This is a genomic window from Nocardia sp. NPDC058666, from assembly GCF_042714895.1.
Classification (GTDB): domain Bacteria; phylum Actinomycetota; class Actinomycetes; order Mycobacteriales; family Mycobacteriaceae; genus Nocardia.
In genome coordinates this window covers 361,413-384,863 of record NZ_JBHXRY010000002.1, presented here as the reverse complement: position 1 = coordinate 384,863, position 23,451 = coordinate 361,413, and the positions used below count along the sequence as shown (strand labels likewise).

Here is a 23,451-nt window from a genome sequence, read left to right as displayed (position 1 = left end):
ATCGCGGATGCCGACCAGGAGGGGGGTCTACATCCGCGATACCCGGCACTCGAACACCTCTACGCGCAACCGCGCGATACTAGAATGTTCACCGAAAGCCAGTGCGCCCGAGGCGATCTGGTCGGGGAGGAAGCAGCGATGGACAAGCCGATAGTCACCTCACGACTCGCTCGCGGGTCCAAGCTCGGCGCGGTAGCCGCTGCCCAGGCGGTACGCAAACGACGCACCCGCCTGTCGATGATCGGGCGTTCCGCCGAGGTGAAGGCCCGCCTCGCCGACGAATCGGTACTGGAGCTGACCACCCACCTGGTGCGGGTACTCGGCGAGATGAAGGGTCTGGCGATGAAGCTGGGCCAGTGGTTGTCGATGCTCGATCTGGACCTGGTCCCGCCGACTCATCGGGAAGCCTTCCAATCCAGCCTGGCCGTCCTGCGCGATCAGGCACCGGCGCTGCCCTTCGCGGCGATGCGGGAGGTGATCGAGGAAGACCTGGGCCGACCGCTGGCAGAACTGTTCGCCGATTTCGACCCGACGCCGATCGCGGCCGCTTCGATCGGCCAGGTCTATCGGGCAACCAGGCACGACGGCGTCGCGGTCGCGGTGAAGGTGCAGTACCCCGGGATCGACGCGGCCGTGCGCGCCGACCTGCGCAACCTCGGCTTGATCAGGACGATGGTCGCTGCGGTGCTGCCCGGCTTCACCGTCGCTGTGCTCGACGAGTTGCGCACCAACACCGAACACGAACTCGACTACACGCGTGAGGCGAGCACCCAACAGCATGTATCCGAGATGTTCGCCGAGCATCCTTTGCTCGTGGTGCCGCGAGTGTTCCCGGAGCAGAGCAGCCGTCGTGTGATGGTGACCGAATACCATCCCGGTATCCGATTCGATGAGGTCCGCGCGCTGCCCACCGCGCAGCGCGACCGGATCGGCGAGATCGTCTACCGCTTCTACCTGGGCTCGCTGTTCGAGTTCGCGGAGTTCTGCGGCGACCCGCATCCGGGCAACATCCTGCTCGGCGCGGACGGTCGGGTGGTTTTTCTCGATTTCGGCCTGTTCAAGCGGATGGACCGCACCCACGTCGACTTCGAGATGACCTGTCTGCGAGCCGCCGCCGAGGACCGCATAGACGATCTGTATCAGCTGATGCTCGAGCGCGGGGTGATCGAGGACCACACACTGGTGAGTCCGGCCGAATGCTACGAGTATGTGCTTTCGGCAGCGGAGTGGTGCCTGGTCGACGAGGAGCTGACGATCACCCCGGACATGGCGAGCAGTTCGGTACTGCTCGCGATCGACCCGCGCCTCGCCGAGTTCAGTGGAATGCGCAAACAGAATCTGCCACCCGAGCATCTGCTGTCGCGGCGGGCCGACTTCATGACGCTGGGCACCCTCGGCCAACTCGGCGCCACCGCGAACTGGCATCGCATCGCGCGCGAATGGCTCTACAACGAGGCGCCGACCACCGAACTCGGTCGCCGCCACCGCCAATGGCTCACGTCGGGGCGTGATCAGCGTTGAAGGTCGGGCACCGGTAGATCGCGCCACACTCGCCGCTTCTTCCAGCGGACATGGATCTCGCGCACCAGCCGCAACGCGTCGATGTAGGACACGACCGCGTTCTGCGGTTCGCTGTGTTCGTCCCAGACCGCGCCGATCCGTTCGAGCAACTCGGTCTGGCCGGGTTTCTCGCCGATCTCGGAGAACAGGGCGAGGACCTGTTGGGCCAGGTCGGCGGCCGCCGAATAGTCTCCGGTCTTGAAGCGGACCAGCCCCATCCCCATGAACGCGTACACCTCCCCGAGCCGGTCGCCGATCTCACGAAAGATCGCGGGTGCCTGTTCGGTCATCGCCAGGGCGCCGGAGTAGTCGCCCGCTTTGTAGCGCAGCAGGCCGAGACCGATGAAGGTGTAGGCCTGGCTCGCCCGGTCCCCGATCTCGCCGAAGATCGCGAGCGCCTGCTCGGCCAACTGGGGCGCCTCGGCGAATTCGTCGGTGGAGAAGCGCAGGATGCTCAGGCCCCCGAGCGCGAAGGCGTGCCCGAACCGGTCACCGATGTCGACGTAGATCGCGATCGCGCGCTGCACCAGCTCGTCGGCGGCGGCGACCTCACCGATACCGAAGCGCAGTCGGCTCAGCGAACTCAACGTGTAGGCCTCCCCGACCCGATCGCCGATCTCGGTGAAAATCGCAAGTGCCGCGCTCAGGTGCTCGATGCCCGTCCGGCTGCCGCCCGCGGCATATGCGAGGCGACCCAGGCTGGCCAAGGTATAGGCCTGGCCGACCCGGTCGCCGACCTCGCGGAACACCGTCAAGGCCCGCACCAACAGCCCCTCAGCCCGGTGGTGATCACCAGCCGCGTAGCACGACAGCCCCAAGGTGATGAGCGTGTACGCCTCGCCGACCCGATCGCCGATCTCGGTGAAAATCGTGAGCGCGCAATTCAATTGACCTTCCGCGCCCACGTAGTCGGCGGTGGCGTAGTACACCAGACTGAGATCACCGTGGGTATAGGCTTGGCCGAGCCGGTCGCCGATCTCGGTGAAAATCGTGAGTGCGCGGTGAATCCGTTCTGCCGCACCCGCCGTATCACTTGTCGCACAACGCAATCGGCCGGCACTGCTCAGTCCGTACGCCTCGCCGAGGCGGTCACCGGTCTCGCGATAGATGACCAGCGCGGCCTGCAACAGTTCAGCGGCACCGGGGTAATCACCGGTCGCGAACCGCACCCATGCGAGGTCGGTGAGGGCATAGGCCTCACCGAAGCGGTCGCCGGTCTCCCGGTAGATCGCCAGCGCCGCTTCCACGGCCTCCGTCGCCCCCAGGTAGTCGCCGGTGGCGTAGCGAGCGACGCCGAGTTCATTGCGCGCGTACGCCTCGCCCGCGTGGTCATCGACGCATTGAAAGCTGGTCAACGCCTGGTGCACCAGATCGGCGGCCGCGGAGTAGTCGCCAGTCGCATACCGCACCACGCCCAGCCCGGTCAGCGCGTAAGCCTCGCCGGAACGGTCACCGCCATCGCGATAGATCATCAACGCGCGCCGCATCAATTCCGCGGTTCCCGGATAGTCACCTGTGGCGTAACCCAACCTGGCCAGGTTGCTCAAGGCGTGCGCCTCACCGATCCGGTCCCCGATTTCCTGGTAGGTGATCAAGGCGCGGCGCATCACCGTCGCGGTGCCGGGATAGTCGCCGGTGGCGTAGCGCACCGCGCCGAGATCACAGAGGGCATCCGCCGAGCCGACGTCGTCGCCGTTGCGTTCGGCCACGGTCGCCGCGCGTTGATGCAGTTGGATCGCTCGGTTCCACGGGCCGTCGAGCCGAAGCAATCCGGCGATCGCGCTGGTCAGCTCAACCACTCGGGCGGATTGTTGCCCGGCGGCCGCGTATTCCAGGCACGCCAAGAGGTTGGCGCGTTCGCGCCGCAGCCAACGCACAGCCTCACCACGGGAGGCAATCGCCGGGCGAGCGGCGTCAGCGGCAGTCGAGTCAGGAACGCCGGTCAGGCGCCGGTCAGCGATATTGCCGAGATCCTGATAGAAGTCCAGGAGCCGATCAACTGTCTGCTGACGGTCCTCGATCGAGTCGGCACCCGACAACACCAGCGCAAATTCCCGAAGTAGATCGTGCATCCGGAATCGACCGCCGGTCGGCTCGTCGAGCAGATGGTCGGTGAACAACGCCTCGAGTTCGGTGCGTGCCTGCGCCAGACTCAGGTTGCCCAGTGCCGCCGCCGCGTATTGGTCGACCTCAGGGCCGGGATGCAGGCTGAGCCGACGGAACAGTCGTTGGCTGCGCGGATTCAGGTCCTGATAGGACATGGCGAACGCCGCGTGCACCGCACGCTCGCCCGCTTCCAGCTCACCGAGGCGATCCTGGGCGACGACCAGGTCAGCGGCCAGTTGCTCGACCGTCCACGCGGGATGGTGAGCCAGTCGACCGCCGAGCAGCACGATTGCCAACGGGAGATTCCCGCATAGTTCGACAATCTCGGCGACCGCCGCGGCATCATCGTCGGAGCCCCGTCGCGAGACCGCTCTGAACAGCTCGCCGGCCTTGCTCGGTTCCAGCGTCGTGAGGGCGAAGGGCTGCGACCCGTCGAGAGCGACGAGGCGCTTGCGGCTGGTGATGATGGTCAAGCAGTTCGGCTGGTTCGACAGCAGCGGCTCGACCTGTGCGTGATCGTGCGCGTCGTCGAGAACGAGCAGAATTCGCTTGCCTGCCAAATGATCTCGCCATAGTCCACGCCGACTCTCGAGACTCGCGGGCAACACGCGCGGGTCGACGCCGAGGTCGGTGAGCAGTCCACCGAGCACGTCCTCGGGCCGGGCGGCCGGCTGGCCCGCAGTATGGGCGTGCAGATTGACGAAGAATCGGCCGTCGGGAAACTGGTCGGCCATCCGGTGTGCCGCGCGAGTCGCCAGGGCGGTCTTGCCGACGCCGGGCATTCCGTCGATGGTGTAGATCGAGACCGGCCGGTCGCCACCCGCGACGTCGAGGAAGCGCGCGAGTTCGTCGTCGCGACCGATCAGTGTCTCCACGTCGCGCGGCAGAGTGTCGGTGACGACCGGGCGTGGCGGTAGCGGATCGGCCACGGCTGCTGCGGCTGCGGACCGGTCAGCTGCTTCCTCGCGGCGGGCGTCCTCCCAGAGTTTGCGCCAGCTCGCCATATTCACCAGCTCGGACGGCGCCTGCGCGCGCTGAGCTCGCACGCGAAAGATGAGGGTGGACAGGTGCGGCTCGAACACGGCGAACCGGTCGGGCACATTCTTCCCCGTCCGCCAGTCGCTGAGCCGCTGGACTCCGGCGACCGGGCGCGCCCCTCCGACCCGCGTCCGGGTAGCCCGCACGACCTGGTCGAGCGTCGGTTTCGGAGGCGCGACTACAAACAACTCACGCAACCGCCGGGCGAACAACTCCCTGGCCGACTCCCCACCCCTGCCGGATACCGCTACCACCCCGTCAGGCTACCTGCAAGAACCCCCTCCGGCAGCCCAGCTATCTCCTTTTCCCTTGTGCCAGTGGAGTTTTCCACGGCGAGCGGACCCGCGAGATCGCTGTCGAGCTACTCCGCAACGCGCTGATCATCACGAGTGGAGGCATTCTGGCAACCTTTCAGTAAACTGGACTACATCTCGAGACCTCGACGAAATGAGGCGCCCGATGGTGTGGTGGCTGGTCGTTATCGTGATCGTGTCCGTCGGCGCTCTGCTGTACCTGCGCGCCGAACAGAACAAGCGCAACCTGCGTGACCTCGAGGAAGCGCAGGCCGACGCCCGCGTCACCATCGAGCGCCTCGGCGGCCAGGTCTACCAACTCACCCCGCGCAACGAAGCCTCCCGCCAGGCACTGGCCGACGCCTCCGAGCGCTACAACGCCGCGGGCGGCCAGATCGACCGCGCGAGCTCCCCCGCCCAAGCCCGCCTGGCCAAGCAGTCCGCGTTGGAAGGCCTCTACTACATCCGCGCCGCCCGCACCGCCATGAACATGGACCCCGGCCCCGCGATCCCCACCCTCGACGGCCAGGACATCGCTGGCCAGGTCGACGAAAAACGCACCGTCGACCACAACGGCCGAGCCATCACCGCCTCCCCCACCCCCTCCGCGGGCACCCCCAACTACTTCCCCGGCGGCCGAGTAGCAGGCCGCCCCGTCCCCGCGGGCTGGTACTCCGAACCCTGGTGGAAACCCGCCCTCATCGCAGGCGCCTGGGGTGCAGGCGCAGCCCTGTTGTTCACCACCCTGTTCGCCGACATGAGCGGAGTCGACTACGACACCAGAGCCTTCGAAGACGGCACCGGCGAATCATCCCTCGATCCCACCTACGACCAGGCCGGATACGACCCCACCCCCACCGAAACCGCCTACGGCAACCCGGGCGATTTCGACACAGGCACCGGCTTCGACAGCGGCGCGGGCGGTTTCGACACCTTCTGAACGGGCCAACACCCCCACCCCGCCCCCCACGCTATACTCACCTCGGCCCGCCGAAACGTGCCCCCCGCCCTCGTAGCTCAGGGGATAGAGCACCGCTCTCCTAAAGCGGGTGTCGCAGGTTCGAATCCTGCCGAGGGCACCAGAATTTGCAGTTCCCGGCGCTTCCCCGCCCATGCCGCACTCACCAACCAAGGCCGACGCATCGACACCATCCTGACGTACGTCCTTGCCACGCGCGACGACCGACCTACCGGCAGGCATCAGCCCGGTGGCGGACGAGGCAGCGCAGCACGCAGGCGCGGCGGGTGTGATCTGGTAGGAAGCCTCGGCTCAATAACCGTCGGTCCAATTGTCGGAGTCGACCACGTAGCGCTGAATAATAAATCCGTACCGATGGTCGCGAAATCCTTCTTGTTCTTGCAACCGGTCGATCGCTGCGCGAGCGTCTTCCTCGGTGGCGTACACGCCGATCCGTTTCACCTCATCAATTCCGCTCTGTTTTCGATATGAGTGCTTCAGCAGGAAAACATCTTCCATGACAAACTCCTCTCCTTACGCAAATCCTTCAGACCAATTGTCATGCCCCAGCGTCAATCTATTGATACAGAAATCATCGGGTCGATCACGAAAACCCGGCAGGACCGACATGCGTTCCACTGCCTTTTCCGCCTCCTCCGCCGATGAGTAAATTCCAATGGTCCGAACTACATCCTCACCATTGTCGAGTTCGTACCAGTGATCAACCACGAAGACATTCTTGTCGGGCTCCATACCATCTCCTCCTCACTATTCTGGATCCTGCCAAGCGCGATCACCGTACTTCTTGATTTTGTTGTACTCGCTGCCGGGCCCAGTGTCACTCCAGTTGCCTTTGCCATACTTTTCATCCATCAACCTACGCGCGTAGTCTTTCCCGGATTCGCCGACGTAAGGCGCGCGGCCCTTCGCCCAACTCGGAACGTCATCAGCCTTCTCCTTACCAGTACCTTTCTTAGGCACCTTCTTGGGGCGAGTGTCATCCGTATCCCCAGCAATAATGACGAGCATGCTCGCGATAGCGTTGACTGCCGCCTTCAGACCTGCTTCCTGCAGGTCAGGAATAGCGGCAAACGTACCGGTGCCGGTATGGGTGGCGGTGCCAACCGTCTCCATCATCTTGAAAATCGAGATCAGACGACTGATCCCGACTGCGGTCCTGATAACAGTAGCGGTACCTTGGACGATTTCAACCGTCACGACCGCGCCACCGGCGGCGGCGCCCGCCGATCCCACACCGCCAGTGAAGACGGCCCCGAGCGCGATCAGACCCACAGTGATCGCCACAGCGGTAGCGATCTGCGTAGATGCGCTCGCGACCGCCTTCTGCACCTCCGTACGCATCTCGCCGAGCGCGGCGAAATGCTCGCTAACGGGATTCGCCACCCCCCTCGCCGCTTCAGCGAGCAATGCCGCCGCTCGGGCCAGCGTGGCGAGTTTTTCCTCGATAGCGATGACGTTGGGGTCGGTGCTGCCCTCGAATGTGGCCTTGACACCGTTTATTCGATTGACGGCATCAGTGATGTAGTTCGATTCGGCGAATGTTTTCCATGAATCCTTTGCCGTACCGAGCTTAGTCGCGTCCCCATTAGGAATCTTGCCGACGAGCTCCAGCAGACCAACAGCGCCTTCTTCGGTCAAACCCCAACCGTTGTCTCCCTTCGCGCTGACAGGCAATGCCATCGCCGAGTCATAGAGCGGTTCGGACTGTATCGGACGCGATGGCTCGGCTCCTGAAGCGGCGGTGTGGTTGGAATACCACCAGTTGTAGCCATTGGCTTCTAGCACGTCGCCGTAGCGCCGCAAGGCATTAGCCAAGTCTGCGGTGAAGGTTACGATAGCAGCTGCGTGCTTATCGTAAGCCTCGATCCACGGGATGCTTTCTTCCTGATCACCAGCCATGCCGCCACAACTGTTATTCAATACGGAATTGAGCGGGCCTAGGGCGAGACTGAGGTCGTCAGCCAGCAAATGGCATTTCTTCCCGGCCGCGTCGTACATGCCGGTATCTATTGTCCAACTCATTACTTCTATCCGCTTTCGAGCATCTTCTTGTTGGCGTCTGAGGCACTCGTGTAGCGGGTATGTGCCGACTGTGCGGCGACACTCATATCCCCCAAGCCCTCGGCGAATTCACGCGCGCCGGTCGCCCATTGGGCATGCGCGACTTGGTAGGCGTCGGCAGCGATCCCTTCCCAGGTAGATCCCTTGAGAGTCGCAACCTTTTCGTCGACGCTATCGAGATGTTCGGTGACGAAGCCAGCCAGACCGGTGATGCGCGAAATGATTTGGTCGAGTTGATTCATATCGACCGAAAATTGGGCACCCACTACTGCGCCGGGAGATCTAGGCTAGACATGTTCAGCGCGTAAGCGCTTGCGGCATCTTGCCTACTATAGGTCTCGGCGGTAATACCGAGTTTTTCAGCCATAGTGGTCAGCGCGGTGATGATCGTTGTTCCACCATCACGGGTTTCGGTCCAGCCGGTTCCGAACAGTATCGCCAAATCGCCGGTCCAGCCGCCGGTCAACAGGCTATCGACGTCAGCGTGGGCGGAGTCGAGGGCCGTACGTAGTGCTTCGGCAATGCCATAAACGTAGCGTCCAACGGCTTGGACCTCTGTGGGTATGACTGATAACGGCGGCGCGCCGCTCCCCCCAGTAATGCTCATAGCTGGCGACGGTACAGGAGAAGGTTACAGGTAGCCATCCCCACGGACAGTCAACGAAAGTTGTTGTGCTAGTGCACAACCACGAATCGCGTTCGTTGGCATACGCCGAAGAACCCTTCGCAGTTGACAGGGGGGCGCGATCCATCACGGACCGCGCGGATGACCAGATCGATACGCAGGTCTACGAGTTGATCAGGTGATCGGTTCGACTCTCAGCTGCTTGGCCAAGGCTGGCACCTCGGTGTCCACCGCGGTTAGTTCGACGACCAGATCGAATGCCTCATTCTCGGTCACCACGCCCACCGACCTACCGGCAGGCGTCACCCCGCTGCGACCGCGCCAATACGCCCTGGTCAGCGAATGGTCTCCGACCGTCCATCCTGAAGTCGACCTGAACCACCCCTTCCCTCTCACACTCAGCTGGACCGACCTCGAATACTGAGCCCACGCGAACAGGGCGATACCGGTGGTTGAGTCGGGATCATCCCGCCGACGGCACCAGGGTGTTCTGCCTGGCCGCGGTCCACCACTGTCCGTCCTGCTTGACCAGTACGTAGAGTGCGACCATTGCGGGGTCGGCGTCGAGCAGGGTGCCGTCAGCTGTGGTGGCGCGGGCCGTCTTGCGCGCAACGGCCACGTCTTGGCGCAAGAAGGTCACGTCGGCGACGTCGTATCGGACGTATTCGTCCTTCAGGAATCCGGCCAACCCGCGCCTGTTCGCGTCGAGTAGCGCGTCACGTCCGCTGATCAGCATGCCGACGGCATTGCCCACCACGGCATTCGCGATGAACTGGGCGGTCATGAGTTCCGCGTCGTTGGTGTTGTACGCGGTCTGCGTGTCGGTGACAATCTGGTGGATCGCGGCGATGTCGGCGGTGTGGTCCACGGTGTCGTCGTCGACCACCGGGGGCTGAATCATGTTCGTACTCATGCACACAACCCTCAACCCTTAACAATGGTTCAGGTCAAGCATTGTGAGTCAGGACACCGTGCGTTCGGCGCGCGCCGTCCGGGAACGACCTGCCCTCAGCGGGGCGCGGCCAGTGCGTCCCAGGCCGCCAAGGCTCCGTTGACGGTGGCCTGTAATTGTTCGGCCGAATACTGACGACCCGCTGATTCAAGTGCCGTCGGCGCTCCTCGAGTTCACGCGCGGGCCAGTTCCTCGGACATGCGGGTGGTGATGGTGGTCAGCACTCGGGCCGCGATGGCTAGATCTTCGGCGGAGACGGATCCGTAGGCGGGGGTCAGGATTTTGCTGGATGCGGTGCGTACCTGCGCGACGATGGCGCGGCCTGCTTCGGTGGTTTCGATCAGACCGTTGGTCGACTCGGCGAGTAGGCCGACTTCGACCAGAGCGGTGATCGCGTCGGCGATGGTGGCGGGGTCCCACTGGGTCATGTGCGCGACTCGGGCGATGTGGGCGGTGCGCTCGATCGGGCCGTCGGCGGACAGGGCTTGGTTCAGGGTGATCCAGCGCTGCTCGTTCAGGGTGGTGCCCGACAGTGCGCGGGTCAGGATCGCGGTGTGGTGTTTCTCGGCCTGGCCGATGATCGACGGGTTCAGGGTGGTGGTCATGGCGGGCTCCTTGATCGGGTGCGCCGTTCGGCGTAGTCATATTCTGACACTTAGTACCAGTCGTGCACAAGTGTCAATTTAGATGCAGGTTCTTCCGCGACTCGGTTTCGGTGCGAACTATGATGACGACATGTCTTCCGAGTACCGCGCCTTACCGCTGCGCGAACGCAAGCGACTGCGCACCCGCCGCACCCTCGCCGACGTCGCCCTTCGCCTGTTCACCGCGCAGGGGTTCGACGCCACCACCGTGGAGCAACTGGTCGACGAGGCCGAGGTTTCGCGCAGCACCTTCTTCCGAGCATTCGCTACCAAGGAAGCCGTCGCCGTCGAAGCAGAGACGGAGCTGTGGTCGAAATACATTGCGGCACTGGAAGCTCGGGAGCTCCGTGATTCTGTCCTCACCGAACTTCGGGACACCCTCACCGAAGCCGTCGAGTCCCTGCCCGAGGACTGGGACCGCCGCTACATCGCCACCCGCAGCCTGATCCTCACCGCCCCAACCCTGTTGGGCCACGTCGAATACCAACGTTCCCGCGTCGAACACCAGGTAATCGACTGTCTGACAAACAAACTCGGACTCAGCCCCGACGACCTACGCCCGCACATCCTCGCCGAACTGACCACCACGGCGTGGAGCATCGCCGCCCGCGCATGGGTCCGATCCGACGGCGACAGCGGCCGCCCAGCCCTCATCAACCGCCTGCACCACGCCTTCGCCGCCATCCCCACCGCCCTGATCCTCGCGCCGGAAGGTGCCGCGAACGCAACGGGTTGATAATTGCCGCAAGGGAATTCACCGCTGACAACAGGAGACGGTCATGAAGTTTCGTTCCACCGTTGAGCCGCCGGAACCCATGCGAGGTCTCGAAGTCCCGTCCGACGTCGTCGCGGCACTCGACGCGGGCGCACGACCACCGGTGACCATCACCCTCAACGGCCACTCCTGGAAAAGCCGAATCGCCCTCCTACGCGGCCGCCACTTGATCGGCCTCAGCCACGCCAACCGGCAGGCGGCAGGTGTCGAGATCGGCGACGAGGTCGAAGTCGAACTGGAACTGGACACCGAGCCCCGCACCGTCGTCGAACCCGAGGACTTCGCCCACGCCCTGGACGCCGACCCCCTCGCCCGCGCCGCATACGACAACCTTTCGCACAGCAACAAGCGCACCCATGTGCACGCGATCGACAGCGCGAAGAAACCCGAAACACGTCAGCGCCGAATCGAAAAGGCCATCACCACCCTGCGGGGAACCCAGACGCCATGACCACGGGTCCTTCGGCTGACTAGGATCGCTGCCGTGGGACTGGTGTTCGAGACCCGGTGGTCGGATTCTGCGTGGGTGGAGTCGGTGTGGACCTGCCGTAGTGAGCAGGTCGCGGAGATGACTTCGGTGGCGACGCAGACGTGGGGGTTGGTGTTCTGGGCGGAAAACGGGGTGCCGGGTGCGGCGGTGACCGGGCCGGAGAGTCGGACGGGTACCGCGCCTGTTCCCGAGGGGGCGGACTTCGTCGGGGTGCAGTTCGCGGTCGGGACTTCGCTGCGTGCGGTGACGGCACCGACCCTGGTCGACAGTGGGATCGTGCTGCCCGATGTGACCGCGCGGGGGTTCTGGCTGGATGGGCAACGCTGGGAGACTCCGCGCGCCGACGATGTGGAGGCGCTGGTCGAGCGGCTGGTCGGGGAGGGTGTGGTGGTTCGTGATGCCCTGGTGGCCGACACGCTGCGTGGGCTGGAACCGGCGATCACCGAGCGGACTCTCGAACGACGATTCCGGGCGGCGACCGGGCTGACCCAGGGCGCGATCCGTCAGATCGACCGTGCGCGCACCGCGGCGCTGCTGCTGAGTGCGGGTGAGACGTCGGCCGATGTCATCGACAAACTCGGCTACTACGACGAACCCCACCTGGCCCGCGCGCTGCGCCGCTTCGTCGGACGGACGGCGGGGCAGCTGCGCGAGGGCAGCGAGGGTGTGATCGCGCTGGATCTCACTCAGCGCACGACGTCGTAGACCATCTTGGCGACACCGTTGGAGTAGGTTGCCGAATCACGCAGGCGCAGTTGCTGCTTGGGGCGATCGGTGCGACCGAACAGGCTCTTGCCCGCGCCGAGCAGCACCGGGAACACGAGCAGGTTGTACCTGTCGATCAGGTCGGCGTCCGAAAGACGCTGTGTCAGTTCGGCACTGCCGTGGATGTAGATGGGACCGCCCTCGGTCTGCTTGAGCTTCTCGATGTCCTCGGTCGAGCGCAGGATGGTGATCTCGCCCCAGCCGTCGATCAGCGCGTCATCGGAAAGAGTCTCCGAGACAACATATTTCGGCAGATCCTTGTACGCGGCATGATCCTCGGAATCACGCCAGATCGGCGCGAACGCCTCGTAACTCCGACGCCCGAACATCAGCGCGGTGGTGTCGGCCAGCTCCTCCCCCTTCAGCGAATACGCCTCCGGCACGAACTCGGTCTCCATCACCCAGCCGCCGCTACGGTGCCCTTCGACCTTCCCGCCGGGCGAATCCACCACACCGTCCAGCGACATGAATCCCGTGTAAACCAGTTCGCGTGCCATCACAATCCTCCTGAAATCCGTGCTCCGAAACTTCCTGCGGTCAGCTTAAAGACCCCGTCCCCACCCTGTCTTGGACGAAACCGACACGATGGGGAACCGCCCTACTGCCCCGCCCGCGAAACCTCCGCGCGCTTGGCATGGATCGCGTCACGACGGGCAGCGATACGCGCCTCACGACGCTGACGACTCTGCGCGGTGCGACGCGCATTCGAAGGCACACGCACCGGCGCCGGTTCCTCGACCTGCGCTCGATCCCCTCCCCCGATACGCGCCCGAACCCAGTCCACCCCAGCACTGACCGCATCCCAGAGAAACGCCGCGACGATGAGAAAAACGAGCCCCGCACCTGCGATCGCGAACACAGGCCCGAACGCGCTCTCCACCAAGAATTTCCACACGAGAACAAGTCCCCCAACGTCTATGCGGCCATGCCGCGCCGATCACAACCGGCGAATGCTACAGCTACTCACGCCCAACCGCTACCGCTACAACGGCCGACGAACCTCAGCCGATAATCGGCACGTCCACCGGCGACACTTCGGTAGTGATCCACACCCCGGACCTGTTCATGCCATCCCTCCCGATCTTCCTCGCGTTTCTCGGTGCCGCCCTCGCCATGAATCTCACCCCTGGGCTCGACACGATGTTCGTGATCGGTCAGACGATGGAAGGCGGGGTTCGGGCAGGCGTTCGGGGCGCACTGGGGATCGCCACTGGGTCCGCGTGCCACACAGTGCTTGCCGCAGTGGGCATTTCGGCTCTGGTCGCGGCGTCTCCCGTGTTGCTCAGCGTGCTGACCTACGCGGGAGCTGCCTATTTGGTGTGGATCGGGGTCGCGATGGTGCGACGCCCGTCAGCTGCGACGCTGCCCGTCGAGACGGGATCGTCGGATGCCTTTCGGCGAGGAGTGCTGACCAATCTGCTCAACGTGAAAGTCATCCTCTTCTACCTGACTTTCCTACCGCAGTTCCTCCGCCCGTCGGACGGCCCCGAATGGCAACAGGTCGTGTTCTACGGCATGACCTTCAACGTGCTCGGCACCACGCTGCTGCTGGCGGTAGCGCTGATCAGCAACAAGCTCGTGGGCGCGCTCGGCAGTTCGGACAAACCCGCGATCGTTGCCTCGCGGGTCTGCGGCACCGCCCTCATCGCGCTCGCGATAGGCCTGGCGCTGACTCGGTGAATCCCGGCGATCAGCGCTGGCGCCAGCTCAGGGGGCCGGGGAGGTCGACGCTGTTTTTGCGGGTGCGGGAGTTCCAGGACCAGGGGCCGATTTTGATGCCCCAGGAGGACAGGCCGGCTTGGGTGAAGTTGAACTTCAGTGGGCCGAAGGATTTGCGCTGGCGGAACTTGATGGGCATGGGTGACCTCCGTGATCGTCACCAGGATAGCCGATTCGGCTCTGCGCCACCGGTTTCCGTCGGATGGCCGGCGGCGCGACCTGCGATGAGATTCTCGGTGAATCGGGCGATGTCCGCGGACAGGGCGGGATGTGCGCAGGGGTGCGGGGCCTCGCTGACAGCGAGATCGGCGATCGTGGTGAGGGTTTCATCGATGATGCGCTCAGCGTCGGTCAGACCCCAGGCATGGCCCTCGGCGACGAGGTGGGCGCGGGTGATAGCTCGGTGACGGTATTCGCGGTGTACCGCGAGAGCCATTTCACCGTCATTGGGCTGGTGGACCTGCGGGACGACGTCGTACGCGGGAGCGAGAACGGTCGAGCCGTCGAGGTGGTGGAGCAGGGAGATGTTCTTCGCGTGCATGTCGAGATTGCCCAGTGCGACCGACATTGTCGTCATGCGCAGTAGCTTCTCCATCGATACCCGATCACCGACCGCAGACAGGACGGCGGCGATGCGGGCCGTGCTGACTCGACCCCCGAACTTCTGGTACTTCTGATCGCCGCCCGCTCCGAGCACCTGACTGAAGTCTTCCTGATGAATCCTTCCGGCGGGGCAATCGACAGACCTGTCGTACCGCTCGACGACCAACGCGGGCGTGCCGTCAAATTCTTCTATAACAGTGTGGAATTCAGCCAGCCCTATCGCGCGAGCGAAGCGGGCACCGTATTCCTCGTCGTAGATGGCGGTCGGGTGGTCGCGCGAAGACGGCTTGAGAATGTGCGTCGACGGGTAGCCGTCGATCACCCGGTTCCAGCCGTGGACGGTATGCGCCAGGACGATCTTGTCCTGCACGCCTGCCAACGAGGTCTTGCAGCCAAGCGGGTCAGCATCCGCCCTTCCGGCAGCAGCTCGCGGAAGAAGTTCTGCCGCCGGTCTTTACGTGGCCGCGTCGCGATGGCCGTCAAGGGAGTGGACATCGACAGGATCGTGCTGTCGATGCCGAATTTCTCGACTGCTGCCGAATCCGCGATGAAGTCGAAGTTTCGCCAGGTTCCGACGAGGGTTCCGATATGGGTGTCGTACAACTCGACGAGCAGGTCAGCCATGGTCGTTCTTCGGGTCGATGGTGGCGGTGAGGTGCATTCCGGTTTCGCGCATCATGGCGAAGAGGCGGTCGGTGTAGATCGAGGGTTTGCCCGCTTCGATCTCCCAGATATAGCGCTGGGTGGTGCCGAGGCGCTGGGCGAGTTCGCGCTGACTCAGGCCGTTCAGCAGGCGTGCCTGTTGCAGGATTCGGCCCAGCGATTCGGCGCTGGTCACCTTGCCTTGATATGCCACGACAACTCCTTGACTACCTTTTAGGAGTCAGCATACCTGACTACCTTTTAGGAGTCATCAGCCGCGACTACCAAAAGGTAGTCAATTTCTGCGGTGGTGGGCGAGGGCGAACAGGGCGAGGCCGGTGAGTAGGGCCAGGGAGGCGGCGATGGCGAGCAGGATCAGCGGGAGGACCGCGTTGGGGTGGGCGGGGGCGCTGCGGTGGATGAGCAGGGCCGCGGTGAGGGGGCCGACCATTCCCAGGCCTGCGGCGGTCAGTAGCAATCCGCCGGTGATCAATTCGACGGTGCCCAGTGTGAAATTGGATAGCGACCGCATGGGCTTGATATGCACTGACATGACCTCCCCTTTCGTTGGTAAAAGAAAGGTACCGCGGTCGGTGTGTGAATCCGCGGTTGACAGATCCGGCTGTGGCTGAACTGTCATCAGCAAATTGTCAGCGACCGAAATTGTCGACCCATTCACGACGCCCCATTTCACGGCGCCGTCACGTGAATGGGTTAGTTGGCGCCGACCAGTTCGCGGTCGCGCAACGATTCGAGGGCGTCGTGCGTCGGGGATTCCGGTTGCACCGTGTAGACCACCAGCATCTGATCCTGGTCGCCGGGCAGATCCAGTGCCTCGTAAGCGAATTCGAGGCGGCCGACCACGGGATGCTGGATCAGCCGGTTGCCGTGGGAGGCGCAATCCTGGGTCTGGATCGACCAGATGCGGTGGAACACAGGGTTTTCCGCGGTGAGTTCGTCGATCAGCGAGGTCAGCCTGCGGTCGCGGGGGCAGCGGGCCACCTGGCGACGCAGGTAGGCGGCGGTTTCCGCGGCGACGGGTTCCCAGTCGGGGTAGAAGACACCCGCGTCGGGGTCGAGGACGGTGAAACGTGCCAGGTTGCGGTGGCCGCCCGCGGAGATCCCGAACACCTTGGCGCCCACGGCATTCCAGGCCAAGACTTCCATGTGTCGCCCGAGCACGAACGCCGGTGTGGTGATCGAGTCGAGCAGGGCACGGGTGCCGGGGCGGACCTTCGGGGCGTAGTGGTGATCGGGGTCTGACGGGCGGACCAGGGTGTAGAGGTGGTCGCGTTCGGCGGCGTCCATGCGCAGGGCGCGGGCCACGGAGTCCAGCACCGAATCGGGGAAATCCGCGCCGCGACCGCGCTCGAGCCGGGTGTAGTAGTCCACGCTCATCCCGGCCAGCGCCGCGACGTCCTCGCGTCGCAAACCGCCGATCCTGCGGCGTCCGTATTCGCTCAGTCCGACGGCGGCGGGTTGCATGCGGGCGCGCCGGGTTCGCAGGAACTCGCCGAGAGCGGGTGACGACATGCCAGACAGCGTAGGAGCCCGCCCACAGCCTGTAACTTCGGGACCCAGGTAAACGGCGGCTTGCGCGCGTGGCATCGTGCGAGGCAGATCGGTGCGCACCGGTGAACTACGTGTGACCGGGAAGCGAAATGCCAGGTAGCGACGCTGCGAGCGCCCTGTTTCACTGCCCTGTTCGCAGCAACTCGATCAGCGCCGTGACGCTCTGCTCGCCGCGACCTTCGGCGACGGCGCGGCGCAGCAGCTCGTGCACAGGGCCGTGCCAGGGCAGGTCGACACCGGATTCAGCGGCCAGGTGCGCATCGCCGTCGATGGCGGCGTGGAACACCTCGATCGACGAGCCGAGCCGGGTGTAGTCCTTGCTGTCGATCTCCGCGGCCATGATCGGCAGCAGTGATTCGATCATCTGCAACCACTTCGTCGAATGCGGCACCATGGTGCGCGCGGGCAGACCACGGGCGGCCAGAATCGCCGCGCCTTCGAAGAAGCCGAGCAGCGTCGGCAGCAGGGTCGCGCCGACCGCGGATTCGTAGAGGGCGGCGAGATCCGGTTCCGGGCCGAGGAATTCGAGATCGCCACCGAGCACGCGCAGGGCCTGTTCCTGATCGGCGAACACCTCACGGTCGCCACCGAAATACAGCAGGGCGTCCGGATTGCCCACTGCCGCAGGGACATTCTTGATCGCGCCGCCGAGGAAGCGCGCACCGGCACCAGTCGCAAACGCCGCGAATTCCCTTGCCTGCGAAGGTGTTCCGCTGTTGACAGTGATGAGATCACGACCCGCCAACTCGGCGACTCCGCGCAGGCTCTCGCCGGTAGCAGCGAAGGTGGTCAGGGAGGCGATGATCACCGGACTGGCCGCGACGGCGTCGGCGATGCGCTCGTGCGCGATCGCGCCGGCGCTGACCAGGGGTGCGGTCCGCGCGTGGCTGCGGTTCCACACGTGAGTGCGGTAGCCCGCGGCGAGGAAGGCCCCCGCCAGCGCGCTGCCCATCGATCCGGTGCCGAGCACGGTCACGTGTTTGTCGGTCATCTTCGCTCCGATCAGGGGAAGGCCGGGCGACCTTCCTCCTACCCGAAGTCTCGGCGCGCACTCATGAGGCGGACAAGTACGCACTTTGGTCGCCAGTTGCGCACCCTCAGGTAATCGACCAGGTCAGCGCCACCGGGGCGAAGCGGACTGTGTGGCGGGCCACCGCGGCCGCAGGATCGGCGTGCGGATTTGTGAACCTTGCCAACGCCGCGACGAGGTCCACGCGCCACGCTCGCCGCGCCGTAGAGTTCGAGTTATGTCGGACCCCGAGATGACCGAATTGGTGCAGCGCAGCGTCGAGGACGCATTGTTGGGTGGGCCGCGGCGCTATAACCGGAAACAGGTCGCGGAGCAGTCGGGGGTGCCCGAGGCGGAGTCGCGGCGGTTGTGGACCGCGATGGGGTTTCCGGCCAACTCCGACGACGAGATCGACTTCGCGCAGATCGACATCACCTCGGTCACCAACTTTCGGAGCATGAAAGTTGTTGCGGCGTCCAATATTCGGCAGCAGGCGGCGGCGGCACGCACGATCGGTCAGGGGATGGCGCGGCTGGCCGAGTGGCAGGCCGATCTGGTGTTGGCCGAGATCAAGGCGCGGGCCGCGGCGGCCGATCCGGCTGTTCCGCTCGAGGAAAGAATCAGCGCCGCAACCGAATCCACGATGGCCAGCATCGAACAGTTGCAGTCATATGTGTGGCGTCGACATCTGGTGGCCGCGCTCGCCCGGTCCAACGAGGTGACCGGCGAGGGTTCGATGCGCACGTTGGCGGTGGGGTTCGCCGATATGGTCGGGTTCACTCGACTCACCCGACACCTGCATCCTGACGAATTGTCCACGCTGCTAGAAGCTTTCGAGTCCACGACCACGTCGGCGATCACCGACAACGGTGGTTGGGTGATCAAGAATGTCGGCGACGAGGTGATGTTCGCCGCCGAGAACGCGGAGGACGCGGCGCGGATCGCGCTGGCTATTCAGGAATCGACCATGCTCGTGGGTGGGACGCCGGAATTGCGGGTCGCTTTCGCCTATGGCGAAGTTTTGCAGCGTTTCGGTGACCTTTATGGGTCGGTGGTCAATATCGCCGCGCGGCTCACGGGCGTGGCCAGACCGGGCAATATTTTGATCGACGATGCCGCCGCCGATGCCCTGGACGACAATCCCGAATTCGCCATCCGGCATCTGCGCAGCGTGCGCGTGCGCGGCTTCAACCGCCTGCGCCCGCACCGCTTGCGACACGCATGATCAAGGCCGTGTGCTGGGCCGACGCACCGTTGCCTAGGGTGTTGTAGTGGACTTGGATTGGCACAGCGTGCGCGCGGACTACACCGTCTTCGCCGACGACGCGGTCCTCGCGTTGAACAAACCGTCGGGGATTTCGGTGACCGGGGAGCGACACGACACCGATCTGGTGGAGTTGGCGCAGGCCGCGGGCACACAGCTGTACCCGGTGCACCGGATCGACAAGGTGACCTCGGGGCTGGTGCTGCTGGCCACCGATCTGGCCGCGCACGGGCCGCTGACCAGGCAGTTCAACAATCAGACCGCGCGGAAAACCTATCTGGCGATCGTGGCCGATGCCGACCTGCCCGATCGTGGCGAGATCGATCTGCCGTTGAGCGTGGGACGCAAGAACCGGGTGCGCATTGCCGCGCCCCGCGAAGCGATCAAGCGCGAGGGCGACCGGTGGTTCGTCGATGAGGCCGATCTGCTGCCCGCCAAGAACTACCCCTCACGCACCGACTTCACCACGATCGCCCGTCGCGGCGAGCACGCACTGCTGGCGCTGCGGCCGGTGACCGGGCGACGTCACCAGATCCGCGTGCAACTGGCCTGGATCGGCCACCCGATCCTGGGCGACCCCCTGTTCGACCGCACCGCCGCACTCCCCCGCACCCACCTGCACTCCTGGAAGCTGGGCCTGGACGCCAACTGGCTGACCCCACCGGTCCTCGACCTCGAGGCCACCCCCGGCCCCGATTTCTGGACCCCGCTGACCACCGACCCCGACGAGGCCGCAGCGCTGCTCGAGGCAGCGAAAACCGGCGGCTGATCCAGCCGCCGGGTCCACTCAGACCAGTCGCCAGTCGCTGCCGCCCGCGTTGCGAGCGGTCACCTCGATCGTCGCCGACTCACCCTGCTCCTCGACCGCCGTGCAGTTGAAGATGCTGCCGACCTCGACGATCTTCATCCCCTGCCCGCAATCCACCGTCACGGGGAAACCCACCTGCGCCTCGACCTCGGTGGTGAGTCCGGCAGCGGTTTCGGCGAGGTCGAACACCACGTCGCGGGTGGTGAACTTGACCGCGCCCTCGTTGTCTTCGACCTTCACGTCGACGCGCACGTCATTGCCGTCGAGTACGGCGATGCAGACGAACACATCGCCGGTCTTCGGATCGTCGGCCAGCCGTGGGCACTTGACCGAGGAGACCTTGCGCGACATCGACGCGTAGGCCTTGTCGAGCTCGGTGGTGATGTCCTTTTCCAGGGCGTCGTAGTCCGGCCCGCCGATCGAGAACGACGCCTCGCATCCGAACAGGGCCAGCGAGAGCGGAATCGTCAACGCGCCCAGTAGGACTCGCGCTTTGGGTACAGCAAAAGAGAGTGACACACCGGTAAAGCTACGCAGTGCGCGACGTAGCACCCCGCCGCATCCCACACACCGGAACGCACAGATCCGCAGGCGTGAAAGGTGACACAGACCACTGTGCAGGTTTTCGCCCGTGGTGCGACTCATGGAGACGAATAAACGCAGGTCATCTAGCCTGGAATGGTGCCGATGAGCAATCCCGGCACACTCTGACGCAACGGAGCGATCCCAGAGAAGAAAGCGACTGCCGATGATCCTGGCGGCTCAGCTCAGCGATACCCACTTCGACCTCAGCGCACGCAACACCGAACGGGTGGAGGCGGTGATGGGCTATCTGGCGGACCTGCCGCGCAGGCCCGACGTCATCCTCGTGACCGGCGACATCACCGATTCCGGGATGCCCGAGCAGTACGCGCAAGCACGCCTGGCCTTACAGGCCGACATCCCCGTCTACCTGCTGCCCGGCAACCACGACGACCGAGCCAACTTCCGCACCGCCCTGCTGGGCGAGCCCGCCGCGACAACTCCGATCAACTCCGTGCACCGCATCGGCGCGCTCACCGTGATCATGCTCGACTCGAGCATCCCCGGTGAACCCGCAGGTCTGCTCGGTGAGGACACCTTCGACTGGCTGCGCGCCACGCTTGCCGACGCACCGGCCGACGGTCCCATCCTGGTGGCGCTGCACCACCCGCCGAAGAAGGTGTTCAGCCCGGTCGTGGATGTCATCGCGCTCGCCGATCCCGGTCGACTGGCCGCCGTGGTCGCCGGCGATCCGCGCGTGGTCGGCATCCTCACCGGCCACGCCCACTCCCCCATCGCCACCACGTTCGCGGGCAAACCCATGATCACCTGCCCCAGTACGGCGTCCGTGCTGGGTGGTGCGTGGGAGGTCACGCCACCCCATCGCGTGATGGACTACGCCCCCGACCCCGCCATCGCCCTGCACGTGATCGACGAGAACTTCGGGCTCACAACACATTTCCGCACCGTCGCGATGGGCGGCTGGCTGGGAGAGCCGCCACCCGGCTGACCGACTACGGAAGCCACGACCCGGCGTAATCGTCCAATCGGCCGCTCGAAAGGCCAGATTCTGGTTTTTCTGGCGCGTTTTGGACGATTACGCCGGTCCGGCTGCAGCGCAGAGCAATTCCATCGTTCGGATGACGACGGGGTTGTAGGACTCGGAATCTTTGACGTGCGCGCAGACCGTGCGCCTCGGCGTCGGGTTGGTCAGTTCCAACGCGCAAGCCCCTGGCGGAAGTTCTGTGGCACCCAGGCGAGGGATGACAGTGATGCCGATTCCGCGGGCTACGAAGCGCAGGGCCGACGGGTAGTCGGTGGTTTCCACTTCGAAGCGGGGCGTGAAACCTGCTGCGGCACAAGCGTTCAGCATCGCCTGGCGGCAGGGACCGCGGCTGATGTCGCTGTCGATCCAGCGGTATTGCTCCAACTCGGCCACGTCCACCGTGGTGCGGCCCGCGAGTTCGTGGCCTGCGGGGACCACTGCCACGTAGGGCTCGGTCATCAGGTCGCGGTGGGTGTAGCCGGGGACGTGGGTGGGTTTGTCCAGGCGGATGGTGAGGGCGATGTCGGGGCGGTGCACCGAGACGTCGGCCAGTTCGTCGACGATGCGCAGGCGGATCCGGGTGTCGGGGAATTCGTGGGTGAGGGTGGCGACGACGTCGGGCATCCAGTTGGTGCCCGCGGAACTGAACGTGTTGATCGTGATGCGGCCCGCTTTGCCTGCTCGCAGGTCCGAGACCGTCGAGCCGAGGGCGTTCAGTTCGTCGAGCACTTTGGCGGCCTCGCCCGCGATCACCCGGCCCGCCGGCGTGGGTTGCACGCCGCGGCCGACGCGCTCGAGCAGTTGCAAGCCGATCTCTCGTTGCAGCGCGGTGAGGTGTTGGGAGATCGCCGACGGCGAGTAGCCCAGCGTCGACGCGGCCGCTGCCACCGAACCGGTCGCGACCACCGAGCGGAAGATCATCAGGCGGTGGGTGTCGATCATGCGAGCCCCTTCATTCAGTGTTACTGAATATTAGATGGCAAATAACCGCTTGTGCTTATCTCTTGGCGAGGCCACCGTAGAGGCATGAAATCGCGCCTGCCCGCTTTCGCCCTGGTCGCCGTGATGGTGGCCTGGGCTTCGTCGTTCGTGATCATTCGCGGTATCGCACCGTATGTTTCGCCCGTGGCCATGGCCTCGGGGCGGCTGCTCGTGGCCGCGGTCGTGCTGGGTGGGCTGTTGGCGGTTCGTGGCGGGCGGATGCCGCGCGGGCTGGCGTTGTGGCTCACGTTGGCGTACGGCGTGCTGTGGTTCGGGCTTTATACGGTGCTCGTGAACGCTGCCGAACAGCATCTCGACGCGGGCACCACCGCGCTGCTGGTGAATATCGCGCCGATCGTCGTCGCGGTGTTGGCCGGGCTGTTCTTGAACGAGGGGTTCCCGCCGCTGCTCATCGTCGGGATCGCGGTCAGTTTCAGCGGGGCCGCGATCATCGCGTTCACCGGGCCCGGTCATCGCGACCGCATCGGCGTGCTTCTCGCGGTGGCGGCCGCCCTGCTCTACGGCATCAGCGTGGTCGCGCAGAAACTGGTGCTGCGCACGACAGACCCGCTGCCCGCGACCGCGATCGGTGCCATCGCCGGAGCTGTCGTCCTGCTGCCGTGGGCTCCGGGCATGGTTCGCGAGCTCGCCGACGCGCCGCTGTCAGCCACGATCGGAGTGGTCTACCTCGGCTTGATTCCCACCGCCATCGCCTTCCAACTGTGGGCCTACGCGCTGACGCACACTCCCGCGGGCGTCACGGCTTCCTCGAGCTACGCGGTTCCCGCGCTGGCCATCGTGATGTCCTGGATCTTTCTCGCCGAAGTCCCCACCGCGACCGCCCTGCTCGGCGGCACCCTGTGCCTGGCGGGCGTGGCCATCGCCCGCTTGAAGCCGAGCATGTTCCGCACACCCTCCCCCACGAACGACGAAGAGCTGACCCCGGCACGCACCGCCTGACCCGACGGCCACCAGCCCGCGCCCCTGGCAGACTGGAC

General features: G+C 64.9%; 28 protein-coding genes and 1 tRNA gene. 11 read left to right on the top strand and 18 right to left on the bottom strand.

Annotated features, from left to right (window positions below; genetic code table 11):
- Nucleotides 1-138: 138 nt before the first annotated feature.
- On the top strand, nt 139-1,521 hold the full coding sequence (locus ACFWVD_RS08460) for an ABC1 kinase family protein (RefSeq protein WP_379241360.1): 1,383 nt from the start codon (nt 139-141) through the stop codon (nt 1,519-1,521).
- Here ACFWVD_RS08460 and ACFWVD_RS08455 read toward each other — a convergent pair.
- Nucleotides 1,512-4,766: a tetratricopeptide repeat protein gene (locus tag ACFWVD_RS08455; RefSeq protein ID WP_379241359.1), complete on the bottom strand. Its 3,255-nt coding sequence runs from the start codon at nt 4,764-4,766 to the stop codon at nt 1,512-1,514. The genes ACFWVD_RS08460 and ACFWVD_RS08455 overlap by 10 nt on opposite strands.
- A 397-nt stretch (nt 4,767-5,163) precedes the next feature.
- On the opposite strand from ACFWVD_RS08455, the gene ACFWVD_RS08450 reads away from it, so the two are divergent.
- Together ACFWVD_RS08450 and ACFWVD_RS08445 are read left to right on the top strand one after the other, a co-directional pair.
- Nucleotides 5,164-5,937 carry a DUF1542 domain-containing protein gene (locus ACFWVD_RS08450; RefSeq protein WP_379241358.1) on the top strand — a complete coding sequence of 258 codons (774 nt, stop codon included), beginning with the start codon at nt 5,164-5,166 and terminating at the stop codon, nt 5,935-5,937.
- Nucleotides 5,938-6,003: 66 nt separating this feature from the next.
- Nucleotides 6,004-6,079 (top strand) — tRNA-Arg (locus ACFWVD_RS08445).
- Nucleotides 6,080-6,267: 188 nt separating this feature from the next.
- Here the strand turns inward: ACFWVD_RS08445 and ACFWVD_RS08440 are convergent.
- From ACFWVD_RS08440 to ACFWVD_RS08410, 7 genes are all read right to left on the bottom strand, one after another.
- Nucleotides 6,268-6,474 carry a hypothetical protein gene (locus ACFWVD_RS08440; RefSeq protein ID WP_379241357.1) on the bottom strand — a complete coding sequence of 69 codons (207 nt, stop codon included), beginning with the start codon at nt 6,472-6,474 and terminating at the stop codon, nt 6,268-6,270.
- Nucleotides 6,475-6,489: 15 nt separating this feature from the next.
- Nucleotides 6,490-6,708, bottom strand: a complete 219-nt coding sequence (locus tag ACFWVD_RS08435) for a hypothetical protein (RefSeq protein ID WP_379241356.1) — start codon at nt 6,706-6,708, stop codon at nt 6,490-6,492.
- Between the two features lie 15 nt (nt 6,709-6,723).
- Entirely contained in the window at nt 6,724-7,998 is a 1,275-nt protein-coding gene (locus ACFWVD_RS08430; protein WP_379241355.1) for a hypothetical protein, read from the bottom strand.
- A 5-nt stretch (nt 7,999-8,003) separates the two neighbouring features.
- Nucleotides 8,004-8,303, bottom strand: a complete 300-nt coding sequence (locus ACFWVD_RS08425) for a WXG100 family type VII secretion target (RefSeq protein WP_379241354.1) — start codon at nt 8,301-8,303, stop codon at nt 8,004-8,006.
- Nucleotides 8,303-8,644 carry a WXG100 family type VII secretion target gene (locus ACFWVD_RS08420; protein WP_379241353.1) on the bottom strand — a complete coding sequence of 114 codons (342 nt, stop codon included), beginning with the start codon at nt 8,642-8,644 and terminating at the stop codon, nt 8,303-8,305. Before ACFWVD_RS08420 ends, ACFWVD_RS08425 begins: the two co-directional genes overlap by 1 nt.
- 481 nt (nt 8,645-9,125) lie before the next feature.
- A complete protein-coding gene (locus ACFWVD_RS08415) occupies nt 9,126-9,575 on the bottom strand; it encodes an SgcJ/EcaC family oxidoreductase (RefSeq protein WP_379241352.1) in 450 nt (149 codons plus the stop codon).
- 212 nt (nt 9,576-9,787) lie between these two features.
- On the bottom strand, nt 9,788-10,219 hold the full coding sequence (locus ACFWVD_RS08410; protein ID WP_379241351.1) for a hypothetical protein: 432 nt from the start codon (nt 10,217-10,219) through the stop codon (nt 9,788-9,790).
- A 130-nt stretch (nt 10,220-10,349) separates the two neighbouring features.
- On the opposite strand from ACFWVD_RS08410, the gene ACFWVD_RS08405 reads away from it, so the two are divergent.
- The 3 genes from ACFWVD_RS08405 to ACFWVD_RS08395 are packed head-to-tail and all read left to right on the top strand — an operon-like array spanning nt 10,350 to nt 12,228.
- Nucleotides 10,350-10,994, top strand: coding sequence for a TetR family transcriptional regulator (locus ACFWVD_RS08405; RefSeq protein ID WP_379241350.1), 645 nt, complete (start codon nt 10,350-10,352; stop codon nt 10,992-10,994).
- Between the two features lie 43 nt (nt 10,995-11,037).
- The gene (locus tag ACFWVD_RS08400; RefSeq protein ID WP_379241349.1) at nt 11,038-11,484 is read left to right on the top strand and encodes a YdeI/OmpD-associated family protein; all 447 of its coding nucleotides are present in this window, start codon (nt 11,038-11,040) and stop codon (nt 11,482-11,484) included.
- 33 nt (nt 11,485-11,517) lie between these two features.
- On the top strand, nt 11,518-12,228 hold the full coding sequence (locus ACFWVD_RS08395) for a helix-turn-helix domain-containing protein (RefSeq protein WP_379241348.1): 711 nt from the start codon (nt 11,518-11,520) through the stop codon (nt 12,226-12,228).
- Here ACFWVD_RS08395 and ACFWVD_RS08390 read toward each other — a convergent pair.
- Complete coding sequence (locus ACFWVD_RS08390; protein WP_379241347.1) at nt 12,210-12,785, bottom strand: dihydrofolate reductase family protein; 576 nt, start codon at nt 12,783-12,785, stop codon at nt 12,210-12,212. The genes ACFWVD_RS08395 and ACFWVD_RS08390 overlap by 19 nt on opposite strands.
- Nucleotides 12,786-13,329: 544 nt before the next feature.
- On the opposite strand from ACFWVD_RS08390, the gene ACFWVD_RS08385 reads away from it, so the two are divergent.
- Nucleotides 13,330-13,968, top strand: a complete 639-nt coding sequence (locus tag ACFWVD_RS08385) for a LysE family translocator (protein ID WP_379241346.1) — start codon at nt 13,330-13,332, stop codon at nt 13,966-13,968.
- Between the two features lie 10 nt (nt 13,969-13,978).
- Here ACFWVD_RS08385 and ACFWVD_RS08380 read toward each other — a convergent pair whose 3' ends face one another.
- The 7 genes from ACFWVD_RS08380 to ACFWVD_RS08350 all read right to left on the bottom strand — a co-directional run bounded on the left by ACFWVD_RS08380 (nt 13,979) and on the right by ACFWVD_RS08350 (nt 17,815).
- Nucleotides 13,979-14,146: a DUF4236 domain-containing protein gene (locus ACFWVD_RS08380; protein WP_082843603.1), complete on the bottom strand. Its 168-nt coding sequence runs from the start codon at nt 14,144-14,146 to the stop codon at nt 13,979-13,981.
- Nucleotides 14,147-14,164: 18 nt separating this feature from the next.
- Nucleotides 14,165-14,980 carry a type II toxin-antitoxin system HipA family toxin gene (locus ACFWVD_RS08375; RefSeq protein WP_379241344.1) on the bottom strand — a complete coding sequence of 272 codons (816 nt, stop codon included), beginning with the start codon at nt 14,978-14,980 and terminating at the stop codon, nt 14,165-14,167.
- Nucleotides 14,929-15,234 carry a HipA N-terminal domain-containing protein gene (locus tag ACFWVD_RS08370; protein ID WP_379241343.1) on the bottom strand — a complete coding sequence of 102 codons (306 nt, stop codon included), beginning with the start codon at nt 15,232-15,234 and terminating at the stop codon, nt 14,929-14,931. The genes ACFWVD_RS08375 and ACFWVD_RS08370 overlap by 52 nt, the downstream gene beginning before the upstream one ends.
- Complete coding sequence (locus ACFWVD_RS08365; protein ID WP_379241342.1) at nt 15,227-15,466, bottom strand: helix-turn-helix domain-containing protein; 240 nt, start codon at nt 15,464-15,466, stop codon at nt 15,227-15,229. Before ACFWVD_RS08365 ends, ACFWVD_RS08370 begins: the two co-directional genes overlap by 8 nt.
- Nucleotides 15,467-15,547: 81 nt before the next feature.
- Nucleotides 15,548-15,805, bottom strand: a complete 258-nt coding sequence (locus tag ACFWVD_RS08360; protein ID WP_379241341.1) for a hypothetical protein — start codon at nt 15,803-15,805, stop codon at nt 15,548-15,550.
- Between the two features lie 161 nt (nt 15,806-15,966).
- A complete protein-coding gene (locus ACFWVD_RS08355; protein ID WP_379241339.1) occupies nt 15,967-16,785 on the bottom strand; it encodes a helix-turn-helix transcriptional regulator in 819 nt (272 codons plus the stop codon).
- A gap of 160 nt (nt 16,786-16,945) precedes the next feature.
- Nucleotides 16,946-17,815: an NAD(P)-dependent oxidoreductase gene (locus ACFWVD_RS08350; RefSeq protein WP_379241338.1), complete on the bottom strand. Its 870-nt coding sequence runs from the start codon at nt 17,813-17,815 to the stop codon at nt 16,946-16,948.
- Between the two features lie 256 nt (nt 17,816-18,071).
- Here ACFWVD_RS08350 and ACFWVD_RS08345 point away from each other — a divergent pair, with 256 nt between their 5' ends.
- Nucleotides 18,072-19,058, top strand: a complete 987-nt coding sequence (locus ACFWVD_RS08345) for an adenylate/guanylate cyclase domain-containing protein (protein ID WP_379241337.1) — start codon at nt 18,072-18,074, stop codon at nt 19,056-19,058.
- Nucleotides 19,059-19,104: 46 nt separating this feature from the next.
- Nucleotides 19,105-19,866 carry an RluA family pseudouridine synthase gene (locus ACFWVD_RS08340; RefSeq protein WP_379241336.1) on the top strand — a complete coding sequence of 254 codons (762 nt, stop codon included), beginning with the start codon at nt 19,105-19,107 and terminating at the stop codon, nt 19,864-19,866.
- Nucleotides 19,867-19,884: 18 nt separating this feature from the next.
- On the opposite strand, the gene ACFWVD_RS08335 is transcribed toward ACFWVD_RS08340, so the two are convergent.
- Complete coding sequence (locus ACFWVD_RS08335; protein ID WP_379241335.1) at nt 19,885-20,424, bottom strand: DUF4333 domain-containing protein; 540 nt, start codon at nt 20,422-20,424, stop codon at nt 19,885-19,887.
- A gap of 229 nt (nt 20,425-20,653) precedes the next feature.
- Here ACFWVD_RS08335 and ACFWVD_RS08330 point away from each other — a divergent pair, with 229 nt between their 5' ends.
- The gene (locus ACFWVD_RS08330) at nt 20,654-21,436 is read left to right on the top strand and encodes a metallophosphoesterase (RefSeq protein WP_379241333.1); all 783 of its coding nucleotides are present in this window, start codon (nt 20,654-20,656) and stop codon (nt 21,434-21,436) included.
- Nucleotides 21,437-21,523: 87 nt separating this feature from the next.
- Here the strand turns inward: ACFWVD_RS08330 and ACFWVD_RS08325 are convergent, their stop codons facing one another.
- Nucleotides 21,524-22,414: a LysR family transcriptional regulator gene (locus tag ACFWVD_RS08325; protein ID WP_379241332.1), complete on the bottom strand. Its 891-nt coding sequence runs from the start codon at nt 22,412-22,414 to the stop codon at nt 21,524-21,526.
- 84 nt (nt 22,415-22,498) lie between these two features.
- On the opposite strand from ACFWVD_RS08325, the gene ACFWVD_RS08320 reads away from it, so the two are divergent.
- The gene (locus tag ACFWVD_RS08320) at nt 22,499-23,413 is read left to right on the top strand and encodes a DMT family transporter (RefSeq protein ID WP_379241331.1); all 915 of its coding nucleotides are present in this window, start codon (nt 22,499-22,501) and stop codon (nt 23,411-23,413) included.
- The last annotated feature ends 38 nt before the right edge of the window (nt 23,414-23,451 follow it).